Source organism: Pseudomonas sp. Tun-23181 (genome assembly GCF_057415455.1).
In genome coordinates, this window is sequence record NZ_CM171630.1 from 4786428 (window position 1) to 4801167 (window position 14740).

Genomic DNA, 14740 nt, shown 5'->3' on the forward strand with positions numbered 1-14740 from the left:
TAGAGCACTGTATCACTTAAGCCCTTCTCGGGCGCCTGTGCCAGTGCTCCGGGCAGACTCCTAGCGTTAGAGCCGGAACTCGTGGCCCAGGTAAACCTCCTTGACCAGGTCGTTGGCCAGGATGGTCTCGGCGTCGCCTTCGGCGATCAGCTGGCCATCATTGACGATGTAGGCGGTTTCGCAGATATCAAGGGTTTCGCGCACGTTGTGGTCGGTGATCAGCACGCCGATGCCCTTGGCCTTGAGGTGGTGGATGATCTGCTTGATATCGCCTACGGAAATCGGGTCGACACCGGCGAAGGGTTCGTCCAGCAGGATGAACTTCGGCGCGGTGGCCAACGCACGGGCGATCTCGACACGGCGGCGTTCGCCACCGGAGAGGCTCATGCCGAGGTTGTCGCGGATGTGGCTGATGTGGAACTCCTGCAGCAGGCTTTCCAGTTCCTTGCGTCGGCCGTCACGGTCCAGATCCTTGCGGGTCTCGAGGATGGCCATGATGTTGTCGGCCACCGACAGTTTGCGAAAGATCGAGGCTTCCTGCGGCAGGTAGCCGATACCGGCACGGGCGCGGCCGTGCATGGGCTGGTGGCTGACGTCGAGGCTGTCGATCAGCACGCGGCCCTGGTCGGCCTGGACCAGCCCGACGATCATGTAGAAGCAGGTGGTCTTGCCGGCGCCATTGGGACCGAGCAGGCCGACGATCTGGCCGCTGTCGATCGACAGGCTGACGTCGCGGACGACCTGGCGGCCCTTGTAGCTCTTGGCCAGGTGCTGGGCTTTGAGGGTTGCCATCTGATTTACTCGGCCTTCTTCTTCGGCTGGATCACCATGTCGATGCGCTGACGCGGCGAGGTCACGTTGCCACCGCGACCGGCGGTAGCCACCTGGGTCTTGGTGTTGTAGACGATCTTCTCGCCCTCGGTGGTGTTGCCTTCGTTCTCGACCTTGGCGCGGTCGGTGAGGATCACCATGTCCTTCAGCGCCTGGTACTGGATGGTCACGGCCCAGCCCTTCATCTTGTCGGGCTTGGCGGCGCTCTGCTGCTGCTCGAAGTAGGCCAGGTTGCCCACCGAGGTGACCACGTCGATATCGCCGGAGGCGGCGCGGGTGATGGTCACGGTATTGCCTTTGATCATCATCGAGCCCTGGGTGATGATCACGTCGCCGGTGTAGGTGGCAACGCCCTGCTTGTCATCCAGGTGGGCGTTGTCGGCCTGGATGCGGATGGGCTGGTCACGGTCGTTCGGCAGGGCCAAGGCGCTCGCGCTTCCCAGTGCCGCGCCCAGGCTGAGCAGAAGGGGGAGGGTTTTAACGAGCCTCATACTGTCCTCTTACGTTGGACAGCAGGTCCATCCTGCCGTCTTTCAGATACGCTTTCATTCCTTTGCCCGTGGTCGTGCCACCGGCGCCGTCGATTCTAACGGCTTGCTCGGTCTGCGCATATTGCTTCTGCGGGAACACGGTCATGCGGGTAGTGGTGATGATGGTATCGCGTTGTTTCGCGTCGGTACGGGCAACGCGGACCTTGTCGATCAGCTCGACCTCGCTACCGTCCGGGTTGACCTCGGCGCGTTCACTCTGTACGTGCCAGGGATACGGGGTGCCCCGATACAGGTGCAGGTCGGGCTTGGTCACCAGGGTCACTTCGCTGGCCTTCAGGTGCTCGACCTTGTCGGCGGTCATTTCGTACTGCAGCTTGCCGTCGGGCAGGAACTGCACGCTGTGGGCGTTGATCGCGTAGTAGTCGATGGCGCTCTGGTCGACCTGGGCCACTGGCCTGTCGAGGAAGCTCTCGGGGCTGATGTTCCAGTAGCCGACCGCCACCAGCAGGGCGGCGATCGCACCGAACAGCGCGATGTTTCGGGCTTTCTTGCTGAGCATGTACGGCCTTACAGGTAGTTGGCGTTGGCAGCGTCCAGGGTTCCCTGGGCCTGCATGATCAGTTCGCAGAACTCGCGGGCGGCGCCTTCGCCGCCACGTGCCTGGGTCACGCCATGGGCGTGCTGGCGCACGAACGGCGCGGCATTGGCTACTGCCATGCCCAGGCCGACCCGGCGGATCACCGGCAGGTCGGGCAGGTCGTCGCCCAAGTAGGCAACCTGTTCATAGCTTAGGCCCAGTTCCGCCAGCAGGCCGTCGAGTACCACCAGTTTGTCCTCGCGGCCTTGGAACAGGTGCGGGATACCCAGGTTCCTGGCCCGGCGTTCGACCACCGGGGTCTTGCGCCCGCTGATGATCGCCGTGGTCACGCCCGAGGCCATCAGCATCTTGATGCCATGGCCGTCGAGGGTATTGAAGGTCTTGAATTCGCTGCCGTCCTCGAGGAAGTACAGGCGGCCATCGGTAAGCACGCCATCGACGTCGAACACCGCCAGCTTGATCGCCTTGCCGCGTTGCATCAGGTCCTGGTTCATCGCGTCGCTCCCCATCACATCACCCCCGCGCGCAGCAAGTCATGCATGTTCAGGGCGCCGACCGGGCGGTCGTCCTGGTCGACCACCACGAGTGCGTTGATCTTGTGGTCTTCCATGATCTTCAGGGCTTCGGCGGCCAGCATCTCGGCGCGGGCAGTCTTGCCGTGGACGGTCATCACCTGGTCGATCGGGGTCTTGTGCACGTCGATGTTGCGATCCAGGCTGCGGCGCAGGTCGCCGTCGGTGAAGATACCGGCCAGCTTGCCGTCGTTTTCCAGGACGACGGTCATGCCTAAACCTTTACGAGACATTTCAAGGAGTGCGTCCTTGAGCAGGGTGCCGCGCTTCACTTGGGGCAGTTCGTCGTCCGCATGCATGACGTTTTCCACTTTCAGCAACAGGCGGCGGCCAAGTGCGCCGCCCGGGTGCGAGAAAGCGAAGTCCTCGGCGGTGAAGCCGCGCGCCTCGAGCAGGGCGATGGCCAGGGCGTCGCCCAGGGCCAGGGCTGCGGTGGTGGACGAGGTGGGCGCCAGGTTCAATGGGCAGGCCTCCTGGGCGACGCGGGCATCGAGGTTGACCTCGGCGGCCTGGGCCAGGGGCGAATCCGGGTTGCCGGTGAGGCTGATCATCTGGATGCCCAGGCGCTTGATCAGCGGCAGCAGGGTGACGATCTCGGCGGTGCTGCCTGAGTTGGACAGGGCCAGGATGACGTCGTCGCGGGTGATCATGCCCATGTCGCCGTGGCTGGCTTCGGCCGGGTGCACGAAGAAGGCCGGGGTGCCGGTGCTGGCGAGGGTTGCGGCGATCTTGTTGCCGATGTGGCCCGATTTGCCCATGCCGAGCACGATGACCCGGCCCTTGCTGGCCAAGATCAACTCGCAGGCCTTGACGAAATTATCGTCGATGCGGGCCAGCAGGGCCTCCACGGCCTCGACTTCCAGGCGCAGGGTGCGCTGGGCGGATTGGATCAGCTCGCTGGATTGGCTCATGTCGAAAAACGATGCCTGATGAAAAGGCGCCGATTATAGCCGCAATGTGTGAAAGGCTCATCCTTCGATTGCCGGACGGAGGTCGCGCGAGCCTGTCGCTGGCCTGAACGACTCGGGCGATGGCCTTGGGGCGGGCCTGCCGCGATGCTATAGTTCGCCGCTATTCGGCCCGCCAAGGGGCGCGTGTGCCTTCACGATGAAGGTGGGCGTCCATGGAGACGAGGCTGCATCGCAAGGAGTCTAGATGAGTGTGGATAGCGCCTACGCGGTCGAGTTGAAGGGCGTCACCTTCAAGCGCGGTTCGCGCAGCATTTTCAGCAATGTCGACATCCGCATCCCCCGCGGCAAGGTCACCGGCATCATGGGGCCTTCCGGGTGCGGCAAGACGACCCTGCTGCGCCTGATGGGCGCGCAGTTGCGCCCGTCCAGCGGCGAGGTGTGGGTCGCTGGGCAGAACTTGCCGACCCTGTCCCGGGGCGACCTGTTCGACGCGCGCAAGCAGATGGGCGTGCTGTTCCAGAGCGGCGCGCTGTTTACCGATCTCGACGTGTTCGAGAACGTCGCCTTCCCGTTGCGGGTGCACACCCAGTTGTCGGACGAGATGATCCGCGACATCGTCCTGATGAAGCTGCAGGCCGTGGGCCTGCGCGGGGCCATCGACCTGATGCCGGACGAGCTGTCCGGCGGCATGAAGCGCCGGGTCGCGCTGGCCCGGGCGATCGCCCTCGACCCGCAGATCCTTATGTACGACGAGCCGTTCGTCGGCCAGGACCCGATCGCCATGGGCGTGCTGGTGCGCCTGATCCGCCTGCTCAACGATGCCCTGGGCATCACCAGCATCGTGGTTTCCCACGACCTGGCCGAGACTGCCAGCATCGCCGACTACATCTATGTGGTCGGTGACGGCCAGGTGCTGGGGCAGGGTACGCCTGACGAACTGATGGGCTCGGACAACCCGCGTATCCGCCAGTTCATGAAGGGCGATCCGGACGGTCCGGTGCCATTCCACTTTCCCGCGCCTGATTACCGCGCCGATCTGCTGGGGGCGCATTGATGCGCAGACGATCCTTACTCGAACGTATCCGTCTTCTCGGTCGCTCGGCCATCGACGTGCTGGCCGTGCTGGGGCGTTCCTGCCTGTTCCTGTTCCATGCGCTGGTCGGGCGCGGCGGCATCGGCGGCAGCTTCCAGCTGCTGGTCAAGCAGCTGTATTCGGTTGGCGTGCTGTCGCTGGCGATCATCGTGGTCTCTGGCCTGTTCATCGGCATGGTGCTGGCCCTGCAGGGCTACAGCATCCTGACCAAGTACGGTTCCGAGCAGGCGGTGGGGCAGATGGTCGCCCTGACCCTGCTGCGCGAACTCGGCCCGGTGGTCACCGCCTTGCTGTTCGCCGGGCGCGCGGGCTCGGCACTGACCGCCGAGATCGGCAACATGAAATCCACCGAGCAACTGTCGAGCCTGGAGATGATCGGGGTCGACCCGCTCAAGTACATCGTTGCCCCGCGCCTGTGGGCAGGCTTCATCTCGCTGCCGATGCTGGCGCTGATCTTCAGCGTGGTCGGCATCTGGGGCGGGTCCTGGGTGGCAGTGGACTGGCTGGGCGTGTACGAAGGCTCGTTCTGGGCCAACATGCAGAACAGCGTTTCCTTTACCGACGACGTGCTCAATGGGCTGATCAAGAGCCTGGTGTTCGCCTTCGTCGTCACCTGGATCGCCGTGTTCCAGGGGTATGACTGCGAGCCCACCTCAGAAGGGATCAGCCGTGCCACCACCAAGACCGTGGTCTACGCCTCGTTGGCGGTCCTGGGTCTGGACTTTATTCTGACCGCCTTGATGTTTGGAGATTTCTGATGCAAAACCGCACCCTGGAAATCGGTGTCGGCCTGTTCCTTCTGGCCGGGATCCTGGCGTTGCTGCTGCTGGCCCTGCGTGTCAGCGGGCTGTCCGCCAGCCCGAGCAGCGACACGTACAAAGTTTATGCGTACTTCGACAATATCGCCGGTTTGACTGTCAGAGCAAAGGTGACCATGGCCGGCGTGACCATCGGCAAGGTCACGGCCATCGATCTGGACCGTGATTCCTACACCGGTCGGGTGACCCTGCAGCTGGACAAGCACGTCGACAACCTGCCGACCGACTCCACTGCCTCGATCCTGACCGCCGGGTTGCTCGGCGAGAAATACATCGGCATCAGCGTGGGCGGCGAGGACGAGGTGCTCAAGGACGGTAGCACCATCCACGACACCCAGTCGGCCCTGGTGCTGGAAGATCTGATTGGCAAGTTCCTGCTCAACTCCGTTGGCAAGGAACCGAAAGAAGCCCAACCAGCTAATTGAGGAGTTTTCATGATTTCGATCCTGCGACGTGGCCTGCTGGTCCTGCTGGCGGCCTTCCCCCTGATGGCCCTGGCGGCGCCGGGGCAATCCGCCCGTGATGTGATCCAGGGCACCACCAACGAACTGCTGGCCGACCTCAAGGCCAACAAGGAACAGTACAAGACCAGTCCGCAAGCGTTCTACGATGCGCTCAACCGCGTGCTCGGCCCGGTGGTCGACGCCGATGGCATTTCCAAGAGCATCATGACCGTCAAGTACTCGCGCAAGGCGACGCCTGCGCAGATGCAGCGCTTCCAGGAGAACTTCAAGCGCAGCCTGATGCAGTTCTATGGCAATGCCCTGCTGGAGTACAACAACCAGGGCATCACCGTCGACCCGGCCAAGGGCGAGGAAGGCGATCGCACCAGCGTCGGCATGAAGGTCACCGGCAACAACGGCGCGGTCTACCCGGTCCAGTACACCATGGTCAAGCTGGGCGGCGAGTGGAAGGTGCGCAACGTCATCGTCAACGGCATCAACATCGGCAAACTGTTCCGCGACCAGTTCGCCGACGCCATGCAGCGCAACGGCAACGACCTGGACAAGACCATCGACGGCTGGGCCGGCGAGGTGGCCAAGGCCAAGGAAACCGCCGACAAGTCGCCAGACAAGGAAGTGCAATGAGCGAAGCCGGCGTGAGCATGGCCGAGCCGGGCGTCCTGCGCCTGGCCGGCGTGCTGGACTACCGCAGCGGCCCGACCCTGCGCAAGGAAGGCAAGGCGTTGATCGCCGCCTGTCGCGAGCCGCGCCTGGTGCTGGATTGCTCGGCGGTGGTGAAGTCCTCCAGTGTGGGCCTTTCCCTGCTGCTGGCGTTCATGCGTGACGCCCAGGCGGCGGGCAAGGGTTGGGAAGTGCGCGAGATGCCCGACGCCATGCGGGAAATCGCCGAGGTGTATGACCTCGATGAAGTGCTGGCGGGCTGATGGCTCGCCTTCAATGGATGGCCCCTCGGTCAGCACGCCCGTCCATGGGCTTCGCAGGCGAGGGGCTTTTTTGTATGATGGCCGACCCGCGCGCACAGGGCGCCGATTGAGGTTGAGCATGCAGGCCGTAGAAGTTAAGAACTTCCTTGAAGAGAAATTGCCGGGAACCCGGGTCGAAGTTGAGGGCGAAGGCTGCAACTTCCAGTTGAACGTGATCAGCGACGAGTTGGCCGGCCAGAGCCCGGTCAAGCGCCAGCAGGCGATCTATGCTCACCTGAACCCGTGGATCGCCGATGGCAGCATCCATGCGGTAACCATGAAATTTTTCAGCAGCGCAGCCTGGGCTGAGCGCACCTGAGCCAACTTGGCGGCGAGACTCCAATGGACAAACTGATTATCACTGGCGGCGCCCGCCTCGACGGCGAGATCCGCATTTCCGGGGCGAAGAACGCCGCCCTGCCGATCCTCTCGGCCACCTTGTTGGCCGACGGTCCGGTCACCGTGGGCAACCTGCCGCACCTGCACGACATCACCACCATGATCGAGCTGTTCGGCCGCATGGGCATCGAGCCTGTGATCGACGAGAAGCTGGCGGTGGAGATCGACCCGCGCACCATCAAGACCCTGGTCGCCCCCTACGAGCTGGTCAAGACCATGCGTGCCTCGATCCTCGTGCTCGGCCCGATGGTCGCCCGCTTCGGCAAGGCCGAAGTGGCCCTGCCGGGCGGCTGCGCCATCGGTTCGCGTCCGGTCGACCTGCACATTCGCGGCCTGGAGGCCATGGGCGCGAAGATCGAGGTCGAGGGCGGCTACATCAAGGCCCAGGCACCTGAGGGCGGCCTGCGTGGCGCGCACTTCTTCTTCGATACCGTCAGCGTGACCGGTACCGAGAACATCATGATGGCCGCGGCGCTCGCCAAGGGCCGCAGCGTGCTGCAGAACGCCGCCCGTGAGCCGGAGGTGGTCGACCTGGCCAACTTCCTGATCGCCATGGGCGCCAAGATCCAAGGCGCCGGCACCGACACCATCACCATCGATGGCGTCGAGCGCCTGCACTCGGCCAACTACCGCGTGATGCCCGACCGGATCGAGACCGGCACCTACCTGGTCGCCGCCGCCGTGACCGGTGGCCGCGTCAAGCTCAAGGACACCGATCCGACCATCCTCGAGGCGGTGCTGGAGAAGCTCAAGGAAGCCGGCGCCGAGATCACCACTGGCGAAGACTGGATCGAGCTGGACATGCACGGCAAGCGGCCCAAGGCCGTCAACCTGCGCACCGCCCCGTATCCGGCGTTCCCGACCGACATGCAGGCGCAGTTCATCTCGCTCAACGCCATCGCCGAAGGCACGGGCGCGGTGATCGAGACCATCTTCGAGAACCGCTTCATGCACGTCTACGAGATGCACCGCATGGGCGCGCAGATCCAGGTCGAAGGCAACACCGCCATCGTCACCGGGGTCAAGGCGCTCAAGGGCGCACCGGTCATGGCCACCGACCTGCGGGCCTCGGCCAGCCTGGTGCTGTCGGCCCTGGTGGCTGAAGGCGACACCCTGATCGATCGCATCTACCACATCGACCGTGGTTACGAGTGCATCGAGGAAAAACTGCAGATGCTGGGCGCGAAGATCCGTCGCGTACCGGGCTAGTCTGTGATTGGCGCAGGGACGCGCCAGCCGAATCGTATGCGGTCGGGCGCGTGCCCGGCCGGCAGTAGACGCTTAAGGACCGACGCTCCAATGTTGACCATCGCGCTATCCAAGGGCCGCATCCTCGACGACACCCTGCCGCTGCTGGCAGAGGCCGGCATCGTGCCGACCGAGAATCCGGACAAGAGCCGCAAGCTGATCATCCCCACGACCCAGGAAGACGTGCGCCTGTTGATCGTGCGTGCCACCGACGTGCCGACCTATGTCGAGCATGGCGCCGCCGACCTGGGTGTGGCCGGCAAGGACGTGCTCATGGAGTACGGTGGCCAGGGCCTGTACGAGCCCCTGGACCTGCAGATCGCCCGTTGCAAGCTGATGACCGCCGGTGCGGTGGGAGCACCGGAGCCCAAGGGCCGCCTGCGCGTGGCCACCAAGTTCGTCAATGTCGCCAAGCGCTATTACGCCGAGCAGGGCCGCCAGGTCGACATCATCAAGCTCTACGGCTCCATGGAACTGGCGCCGTTGATCGGCCTGGCCGACAAGATCATCGACGTGGTCGACACCGGCAACACCTTGCGCGCCAATGGCCTGGAGCCCCAGGAACTGATCGCCACCATCAGCTCGCGCCTGGTGGTCAACAAGGCCTCCATGAAGATGCAGCACGCGCGCATCCAGAGCCTGATCGATACCCTGCGCCAGGCTGTCGAATCGCGACACCGCGGCTGACCTCTGCGCGCGACCTTCGCTGTCGCGCCCATCTATCCGCGTCATAGCCAATTTTCTCGGGTGCCCGCGCGGATGGACTGGTAGCCTAGGGCGCCTGAGCATTCGCTAATCATCGAGGCCCTCGCCATGACCGTGTCCACTGCAATTGCCCGTCTCAACGCTGCTGATCCGGATTTCGCCCGACATCTGGATCATCTGCTGAGCTGGGAAAGTGTGTCCGATGACGCGGTCAACCAGCGCGTGCTCGACATCATCAAGGCCGTGCGCGAGCGTGGCGACGAAGCCCTGGTGGCGTTCACCCAGCGTTTCGACGGCGTCGACGCCAAAAGCATCGATGACCTGATCCTGGGCCGCGAGCGCCTGGAACTGGCCCTGACCCGCATCACCCCGGCCCAGCGCGAAGCCCTGGAGAAGGCCGCCAGCCGTGTGCGCATGTACCACGAGCGGCAGAAGCAGGACTCCTGGCAGTACACCGAAGCCGACGGCACCGTACTCGGCCAGAAGGTCACCCCGCTGGACCGCGCCGGCCTGTACGTGCCCGGCGGCAAGGCGTCGTACCCCTCGTCGGTGCTGATGAACGCCATCCCGGCCAAGGTCGCCGGGGTGTCCGAGGTGGTGATGGTGGTGCCGACCCCGCGCGGCGAGGTCAATGAACTGGTGCTGGCCGCCGCCTGCATCGCCGGTGTCGACCGGGTGTTCACCGTCGGTGGTGCCCAGGCCGTCGCGGCCCTGGCCTACGGCACCGAAAGCGTGCCCCAGGTGGACAAGATCGTCGGCCCGGGCAACATCTACGTGGCCACCGCCAAGCGCCACGTGTTCGGTCAGGTCGGCATCGACATGATCGCCGGTCCGTCGGAAATCCTCGTGGTGTGCGACGGCCAGACCGATCCGGACTGGATCGCCATGGACCTGTTCTCCCAGGCCGAGCACGACGAAGATGCCCAGGCCATCCTGGTCAGCCCGGATGTCGCCTTCCTCGATCGCGTCGCCGCCAGCATTGACAAGCTGCTGCCGACCATGGAGCGTGCCGAGATCATCGAGAAGTCGATCAATGGCCGTGGTGCGCTGATCCAGGTGCGCGACATGCAGCAGGCCATGGACGTGGCCAACCGCATCGCGCCCGAGCACCTGGAGCTGTCGGTGGCCGATCCGCAGGCCTGGCTGCCGCACATCCGCCACGCCGGCGCGATCTTCATGGGCCGCCACACCAGCGAAGCGCTGGGTGACTACTGCGCAGGCCCCAACCACGTCTTGCCGACTTCCGGCACCGCGCGCTTTTCTTCGCCGCTGGGGGTATACGACTTCCAGAAGCGTTCGTCGATCATCTTCTGCTCCGAGCAGGGCGCGTCCGAGCTGGGCCACACCGCTTCGGTCCTGGCCCGTGGCGAATCGCTGACCGCCCACGCCCGCAGCGCCGAATACCGCATCCTCACCGAGAACGAGGGGAACTGAACATGAGCCGATTCTGGAGCCCCTTCGTCAAGGATCTGGTGCCCTACGTGCCGGGCGAGCAGCCGAAGCTGACCCGCCTGGTCAAGCTCAATACCAACGAGAACCCCTATGGCCCGTCGCCCAAGGCGCTGGAGGCCATGCGCGACGAGTTGAACGATAACCTGCGCCTGTACCCGGACCCGAACGGCGACCGCCTCAAGCAGGCGGTCGCCGACTACTATGGCGTCACGCCACAGCAGGTGTTCGTCGGCAATGGTTCGGACGAAGTGCTGGCGCACATCTTCCACGGCCTGTTCCAACACGATGCGCCGCTGCTGTTCCCGGACATCAGCTACAGCTTCTACCCGGTCTACTGTGGCCTGTACGGCATTCCGTTCGAGCAGGTGGCGCTGGATGAGCAGTTCCAGATCCGGATCGAGGACTACCGCAAGCCCAACGCCGGGATCATCTTCCCCAACCCCAACGCCCCCACCGGCTGTCTGCTGCCGCTGGAGGCGATCGAGCGCTTGCTCGAAGCCAACCGCGACTCGGTGGTGGTGGTGGACGAGGCCTACATCGACTTTGGCGGCCAGACCGCCATCAGCCTGGTGGACCGCTACGACAACCTGCTGGTGACCCAGACCCTGTCCAAGTCGCGCTCCCTGGCGGGGCTGCGGGTTGGCCTGGCCGTCGGTCACCCGGCGTTGATCGAGGCGCTGGAGCGGATCAAGAACAGCTTCAACTCCTACCCGCTGGACCGCATGGCGATCGTCGGCGCGGCGGCGGCGTTCGAGGACCGGGCGTACTTCGAACAGACCTGCCGCCAGGTGATCGACAGCCGCGAGGCGCTGGTCGAGCAACTGGTTGCGCGAGGTTTCCAAGTGCTGCCGTCGGCGGCCAACTTCATCTTCGCCCGCCATCCGCAGCAGGATGCCGCTGGGCTGGCGGCACGCTTGCGTGAGCAGGGGGTGATCGTGCGGCACTTCAAGCAGGCGCGTATCGCCCAGTTCCTGCGGATCACCATCGGTACGCCGGAGCAGAACCAGGCGCTGCTCGATGCGCTGAACTGACTCGGCCGTAGCGGCCTCTTCGCGGTCAAGCCCGCTCTTATGGGGAGTGGTGCTGATCGCAAGGCTATTGGGGCTGCTTTGCAGCCCATCGCCGGCAAGCCGGCTCCCACAGGGTCAGTACTGTTCGCACATCATGTGTCATACAGCCAACTCTGTGGGAGCCGGCTTGCCGGCGATGGGGCGCGAAGCGGCCCCTATATCGTTTAGCTGCTGTGAGAAACCAACCTTGTCCCCGCGGCACTCCAGCGTTATCGTTCACCTCTTCGAAAAAATCATCCGATGACTGGATGTCCCCATGACTCTGTTAATCAAACGCTCCCTGGTCGAGCAAGCCGTAGACCAACTGCGCAACCGCATCACCAGCGGCACCTGGGCCATCGGCCAGCGCCTGCCGACCGAGCCCGAACTGGCCCTGGAGCTGGGCATCAGCCGCAACACCGTGCGTGAGGCCATGCGGGTGCTGGCCTTCAGTGGCCTGGTGGAAATCCGCCAGGGCGACGGCAGCTACCTGCGTACCGCCCAGGACCCGCTCCAGGCGGTCCAGGCCATGTCCCGCTGCACCCCCGAGCAGGCCCGCGAAACCCGCCACATCCTCGAAGCCGAGGCGATCGGGCTGGCCGCCCTGCGTCGCACCGAGGACGACCTGGCCCGCCTGCGCGAGGCGCTTGCCGATAGCGCGGCGCATTTCCATGGTGATGTCGAGGCCTACGTCACCTGTGACCTGGTCTTCCACCAGCGCCTGGTGGACGCCGCCCACAACCCCGCCCTGAGCGAGCTGTACCGCTATTTCTCCGGCGTGGTGGCGGCGGCGCTGCAGCTCAACATGAGCACTGCCCCCCGTTGCCAGAAGGTTTTCGACCTGCATGGGCAGATTCTCGACGCCATCGAGCAGCGCGACGCGGAGCGGGCCAAGCGCCTGAGCCGCACCCTCATCGAATCCTGAAAGCGAGACTCCCATGGCTGAACAATTGACCCGCCACACCGCCCCCCGCGAGGCGGAGCTCGATGAACTGCTCATCGATGCCGAAGCCGACGACGAGCAGGTCCAGCAGCAACCGGTGCTCCTGCAGCGGCCCTGGTTGTTGCTGCTGGGCCTGGTACTGGTGGCGCTGAACCTGCGTCCGGCGCTGTCGAGCATGGCGCCGGTGCTGGGCCAGGTCAGCGAGGGGCTGGGGCTGAATGCTTCCCAGGCCGGCTTGCTGACCACCTTGCCGGTGCTCTGCCTGGGGCTGTTCGCGCCATTGGCGCCGGTCCTGGCGCGACGTTTCGGCAGCGAGCGGGTGATCCTCGGCATTCTCCTGACCCTGGCCCTGGGCATCCTGGTGCGCAGTGCCCTGGGGACGGCTGGGGTGTTCATCGGCAGCCTGATGGCGGGGGCCAGCATCGGCATCATCGGCGTCTTGCTGCCAGGCATCGTCAAGCGCGACTTCCCACAGCATGCGGGGACCCTCACTGGCGTCTACACCATGGCCCTGTGCCTCGGTGCCGCGATGGCCGCCGGCGCGACCGTACCGCTGGCCCAGCGCTTCGACGACAGCTGGGCGATGGGCCTGGGTTTCTGGCTGGTGCCGGCATTGCTGGCGATGCTCGTGTGGTTGCCCCAGGCGCGCCAGGGGCATGGCCTGCACAAGGTGGCCTACCGGGTGCGCGGTCTGTGGCGCGACCCGCTGGCCTGGCAGGTGACGTTGTACATGGGCCTGCAATCTTCGCTGGCCTACATCGTCTTCGGCTGGCTGCCATCGATCCTCATTGGCCGCGGCCTGAGCCCGACCGAGGCAGGCCTGGTGCTGTCCGGCTCGGTGATCGTGCAACTGGTCAGTTCGCTCAGTGCGCCCTGGCTGGCGACCCGTGGCAAGGACCAGCGCCTGGCCATCGTGATCGTCATGCTGGTCACCCTGGCCGGGTTGTTCGGCTGCCTGTATGCGCCGCTTTCCGGCCTGTGGGGCTGGGCGGTCCTGCTGGGCCTGGGGCAGGGCGGTACCTTCGCCCTGGCCCTGACCCTGATCGTGTTGCGTTCCAAGGATGCTCATGTGGCCGCCAACCTCTCGAGCATGGCCCAGGGCGTGGGCTACACCCTGGCCTCCATGGGGCCTTTCGCCGTGGGGCTGGTGCATGACCTGACCGGTGGCTGGGCTGCGGTGGGCTGGATCTTCGCGGTGCTGGGCGTGGGCGCCATCGTGTTCGGCCTTGGTGCCGGGCGGGCGCTGCATGTGCAGGTGGAGAGCGAACGGGTTTGAGGCCTGCACAAATGGCGCGAATGGCCATGGCGACATCGCCCGCGGCGGATTATCGTTCAGGTTTCGCCCTGCAGGACGGAGCAGCCCCATGAGCGACGCCAACCACGCCCTGATCTGCCGCTTCTACCAGGCTTTCCAGCGCCTGGACGCCGAGGCCATGGTGGCCTGCTACAGCGATGACATCGTCTTCACCGACCCGGTCTTCGGCACCTTGCGCGGCAGTGACGTCGGCGATATGTGGCGGTTGCTCACAACCCGCGCCAGGGATTTCTCCCTGACCTTCGACCACGTCCATGCCAACCAGGACAGCGGCTGCGCGCACTGGGTGGCGACCTACCTGTTCAGCCAGACCGGGCGCACCGTGGTCAACGACATCCAGGCGCGTTTCGTGATCCGCAATGGGCTGATTCGTCAGCACGATGACAGCTTCGACCTGTGGGCTTGGTCGCGTCAGGCCCTGGGCCTGCCCGGGCTTCTGCTGGGGTGGTCGCCTATGTTGCAGAACAAGATACGCCAGCAGGCATTCAAGGGGCTGCGGGCGTTCCAGCAAGGGCGTTGAGCGGTTAAGCTGGCGGCCTTTCCCAGCTGTCCTGAATCGAGCCGTGAGCGAGACATCCCTTCCCAAACCCTGGTACGTATACCTGGTCCGCGCCGCCAACGGATCCTTGTACTGCGGTATCAGCGACGATCCGCAGCGACGTTTCCTCCAGCATCAGAAAGGGCAGGGGGCACGTTACTTCAAGACCAGCCCGGCCCAGGCGCTGGTCTATGTCGAGCAGTGGCCGGACAAGGCCGAGGCGCTGCGCCAGGAGCGTTTGGTCAAGAAGCTGCGCAAGTCGGCCAAGGAAGCGTTGGTGGCGGCCTATGGTGGCGTGACCCACGGCTCCTAGGGCGCTTGTGCGACCCATTCGCTCAAGAACGGCGCAGT

General features: G+C 64.9%; 19 protein-coding genes. 14 read left to right on the top strand and 5 right to left on the bottom strand.

What is annotated here, in order from left to right:
- Nucleotides 1-66: 66 nt before the first annotated feature.
- From lptB to ACDI39_RS22640, 5 genes are read right to left on the bottom strand one after another with little or no spacing between them, the layout of a single operon-like run.
- Complete coding sequence (lptB, locus tag ACDI39_RS22620) at nucleotides 67-792, bottom strand: LPS export ABC transporter ATP-binding protein (RefSeq protein ID WP_225787175.1); 726 nt, start codon at nucleotides 790-792, stop codon at nucleotides 67-69.
- Nucleotides 793-797: 5 nt separating this feature from the next.
- Nucleotides 798-1322, bottom strand: coding sequence for a lipopolysaccharide transport periplasmic protein LptA (lptA, locus tag ACDI39_RS22625; protein ID WP_225787176.1), 525 nt, complete (start codon nucleotides 1320-1322; stop codon nucleotides 798-800).
- A complete protein-coding gene (gene lptC / locus ACDI39_RS22630) occupies nucleotides 1309-1881 on the bottom strand; it encodes an LPS export ABC transporter periplasmic protein LptC (RefSeq protein WP_225787177.1) in 573 nt (190 codons plus the stop codon). Before lptC ends, lptA begins: the two co-directional genes overlap by 14 nt.
- Nucleotides 1882-1889: 8 nt before the next feature.
- Complete coding sequence (locus tag ACDI39_RS22635) at nucleotides 1890-2414, bottom strand: KdsC family phosphatase (RefSeq protein ID WP_225787178.1); 525 nt, start codon at nucleotides 2412-2414, stop codon at nucleotides 1890-1892.
- Nucleotides 2415-2428: 14 nt separating this feature from the next.
- Entirely contained in the window at nucleotides 2429-3403 is a 975-nt protein-coding gene (locus ACDI39_RS22640; RefSeq protein ID WP_225787179.1) for a KpsF/GutQ family sugar-phosphate isomerase, read from the bottom strand.
- Nucleotides 3404-3647: 244 nt separating this feature from the next.
- Here ACDI39_RS22640 and ACDI39_RS22645 point away from each other — a divergent pair, with 244 nt between their 5' ends.
- The 14 genes from ACDI39_RS22645 (at nucleotide 3648) to ACDI39_RS22710 (ending at nucleotide 14702) form a co-directional block, all read left to right on the top strand.
- Nucleotides 3648-4457, top strand: coding sequence for an ATP-binding cassette domain-containing protein (locus ACDI39_RS22645; protein ID WP_225787180.1), 810 nt, complete (start codon nucleotides 3648-3650; stop codon nucleotides 4455-4457).
- Entirely contained in the window at nucleotides 4457-5254 is a 798-nt protein-coding gene (mlaE, locus tag ACDI39_RS22650) for a lipid asymmetry maintenance ABC transporter permease subunit MlaE (protein ID WP_225787181.1), read from the top strand. The genes ACDI39_RS22645 and mlaE overlap by 1 nt, the downstream gene beginning before the upstream one ends.
- Nucleotides 5254-5739: an outer membrane lipid asymmetry maintenance protein MlaD gene (mlaD, locus tag ACDI39_RS22655; protein WP_225787182.1), complete on the top strand. Its 486-nt coding sequence runs from the start codon at nucleotides 5254-5256 to the stop codon at nucleotides 5737-5739. Before mlaE ends, mlaD begins: the two co-directional genes overlap by 1 nt.
- A 9-nt stretch (nucleotides 5740-5748) precedes the next feature.
- Entirely contained in the window at nucleotides 5749-6402 is a 654-nt protein-coding gene (locus tag ACDI39_RS22660; RefSeq protein WP_225787183.1) for an MlaC/ttg2D family ABC transporter substrate-binding protein, read from the top strand.
- Entirely contained in the window at nucleotides 6399-6701 is a 303-nt protein-coding gene (locus tag ACDI39_RS22665) for an STAS domain-containing protein (RefSeq protein ID WP_225787184.1), read from the top strand. Before ACDI39_RS22660 ends, ACDI39_RS22665 begins: the two co-directional genes overlap by 4 nt.
- A 118-nt stretch (nucleotides 6702-6819) precedes the next feature.
- Nucleotides 6820-7059, top strand: coding sequence for a BolA family protein (locus tag ACDI39_RS22670; RefSeq protein ID WP_225787185.1), 240 nt, complete (start codon nucleotides 6820-6822; stop codon nucleotides 7057-7059).
- A gap of 23 nt (nucleotides 7060-7082) precedes the next feature.
- Nucleotides 7083-8348, top strand: a complete 1266-nt coding sequence (gene murA / locus ACDI39_RS22675; RefSeq protein ID WP_225787186.1) for a UDP-N-acetylglucosamine 1-carboxyvinyltransferase — start codon at nucleotides 7083-7085, stop codon at nucleotides 8346-8348.
- A 90-nt stretch (nucleotides 8349-8438) separates the two neighbouring features.
- A complete protein-coding gene (gene hisG / locus ACDI39_RS22680; protein ID WP_225787187.1) occupies nucleotides 8439-9074 on the top strand; it encodes an ATP phosphoribosyltransferase in 636 nt (211 codons plus the stop codon).
- Nucleotides 9075-9200: 126 nt separating this feature from the next.
- On the top strand, nucleotides 9201-10526 hold the full coding sequence (gene hisD, locus ACDI39_RS22685) for a histidinol dehydrogenase (RefSeq protein ID WP_225787188.1): 1326 nt from the start codon (nucleotides 9201-9203) through the stop codon (nucleotides 10524-10526).
- 2 nt (nucleotides 10527-10528) lie between these two features.
- Nucleotides 10529-11575: a histidinol-phosphate transaminase gene (hisC, locus tag ACDI39_RS22690; RefSeq protein ID WP_225787189.1), complete on the top strand. Its 1047-nt coding sequence runs from the start codon at nucleotides 10529-10531 to the stop codon at nucleotides 11573-11575.
- Nucleotides 11576-11870: 295 nt separating this feature from the next.
- Nucleotides 11871-12518, top strand: coding sequence for a FadR/GntR family transcriptional regulator (locus tag ACDI39_RS22695; RefSeq protein WP_253081797.1), 648 nt, complete (start codon nucleotides 11871-11873; stop codon nucleotides 12516-12518).
- A 13-nt stretch (nucleotides 12519-12531) separates the two neighbouring features.
- Nucleotides 12532-13812, top strand: a complete 1281-nt coding sequence (locus ACDI39_RS22700; protein ID WP_225787191.1) for a CynX/NimT family MFS transporter — start codon at nucleotides 12532-12534, stop codon at nucleotides 13810-13812.
- Between the two features lie 88 nt (nucleotides 13813-13900).
- Nucleotides 13901-14371: a nuclear transport factor 2 family protein gene (locus ACDI39_RS22705; RefSeq protein WP_225787192.1), complete on the top strand. Its 471-nt coding sequence runs from the start codon at nucleotides 13901-13903 to the stop codon at nucleotides 14369-14371.
- Nucleotides 14372-14414: 43 nt separating this feature from the next.
- On the top strand, nucleotides 14415-14702 hold the full coding sequence (locus tag ACDI39_RS22710; protein ID WP_225787193.1) for a GIY-YIG nuclease family protein: 288 nt from the start codon (nucleotides 14415-14417) through the stop codon (nucleotides 14700-14702).
- Nucleotides 14703-14740: the final 38 nt, after the last annotated feature.

Bases quoted from the DNA above. Each gene is read 5' to 3' on its own strand.
- ACDI39_RS22705 (WP_225787192.1), top strand. From the start codon at position 13,901: ATGAGCGACGCCAACCACGCCCTGATCTGCCGCTTCTACCAGGCTTTC.
- ACDI39_RS22635 (WP_225787178.1), bottom strand. From the start codon at position 2,414: ATGAACCAGGACCTGATGCAACGCGGCAAGGCGATCAAGCTGGCGGTG.
- murA (WP_225787186.1), top strand. From the start codon at position 7,083: ATGGACAAACTGATTATCACTGGCGGCGCCCGCCTCGACGGCGAGATC.
- hisG (WP_225787187.1), top strand. From the start codon at position 8,439: ATGTTGACCATCGCGCTATCCAAGGGCCGCATCCTCGACGACACCCTG.
- ACDI39_RS22700 (WP_225787191.1), top strand. From the start codon at position 12,532: ATGGCTGAACAATTGACCCGCCACACCGCCCCCCGCGAGGCGGAGCTC.
- lptA (WP_225787176.1), bottom strand. From the start codon at position 1,322: ATGAGGCTCGTTAAAACCCTCCCCCTTCTGCTCAGCCTGGGCGCGGCA.
- mlaD (WP_225787182.1), top strand. From the start codon at position 5,254: ATGCAAAACCGCACCCTGGAAATCGGTGTCGGCCTGTTCCTTCTGGCC.
- ACDI39_RS22670 (WP_225787185.1), top strand. From the start codon at position 6,820: ATGCAGGCCGTAGAAGTTAAGAACTTCCTTGAAGAGAAATTGCCGGGA.
- ACDI39_RS22695 (WP_253081797.1), top strand. From the start codon at position 11,871: ATGACTCTGTTAATCAAACGCTCCCTGGTCGAGCAAGCCGTAGACCAA.
- mlaE (WP_225787181.1), top strand. From the start codon at position 4,457: ATGCGCAGACGATCCTTACTCGAACGTATCCGTCTTCTCGGTCGCTCG.
- hisD (WP_225787188.1), top strand. From the start codon at position 9,201: ATGACCGTGTCCACTGCAATTGCCCGTCTCAACGCTGCTGATCCGGAT.
- hisC (WP_225787189.1), top strand. From the start codon at position 10,529: ATGAGCCGATTCTGGAGCCCCTTCGTCAAGGATCTGGTGCCCTACGTG.
- lptC (WP_225787177.1), bottom strand. From the start codon at position 1,881: ATGCTCAGCAAGAAAGCCCGAAACATCGCGCTGTTCGGTGCGATCGCC.
- ACDI39_RS22660 (WP_225787183.1), top strand. From the start codon at position 5,749: ATGATTTCGATCCTGCGACGTGGCCTGCTGGTCCTGCTGGCGGCCTTC.
- lptB (WP_225787175.1), bottom strand. From the start codon at position 792: ATGGCAACCCTCAAAGCCCAGCACCTGGCCAAGAGCTACAAGGGCCGC.
- ACDI39_RS22665 (WP_225787184.1), top strand. From the start codon at position 6,399: ATGAGCGAAGCCGGCGTGAGCATGGCCGAGCCGGGCGTCCTGCGCCTG.
- ACDI39_RS22640 (WP_225787179.1), bottom strand. From the start codon at position 3,403: ATGAGCCAATCCAGCGAGCTGATCCAATCCGCCCAGCGCACCCTGCGC.
- ACDI39_RS22645 (WP_225787180.1), top strand. From the start codon at position 3,648: ATGAGTGTGGATAGCGCCTACGCGGTCGAGTTGAAGGGCGTCACCTTC.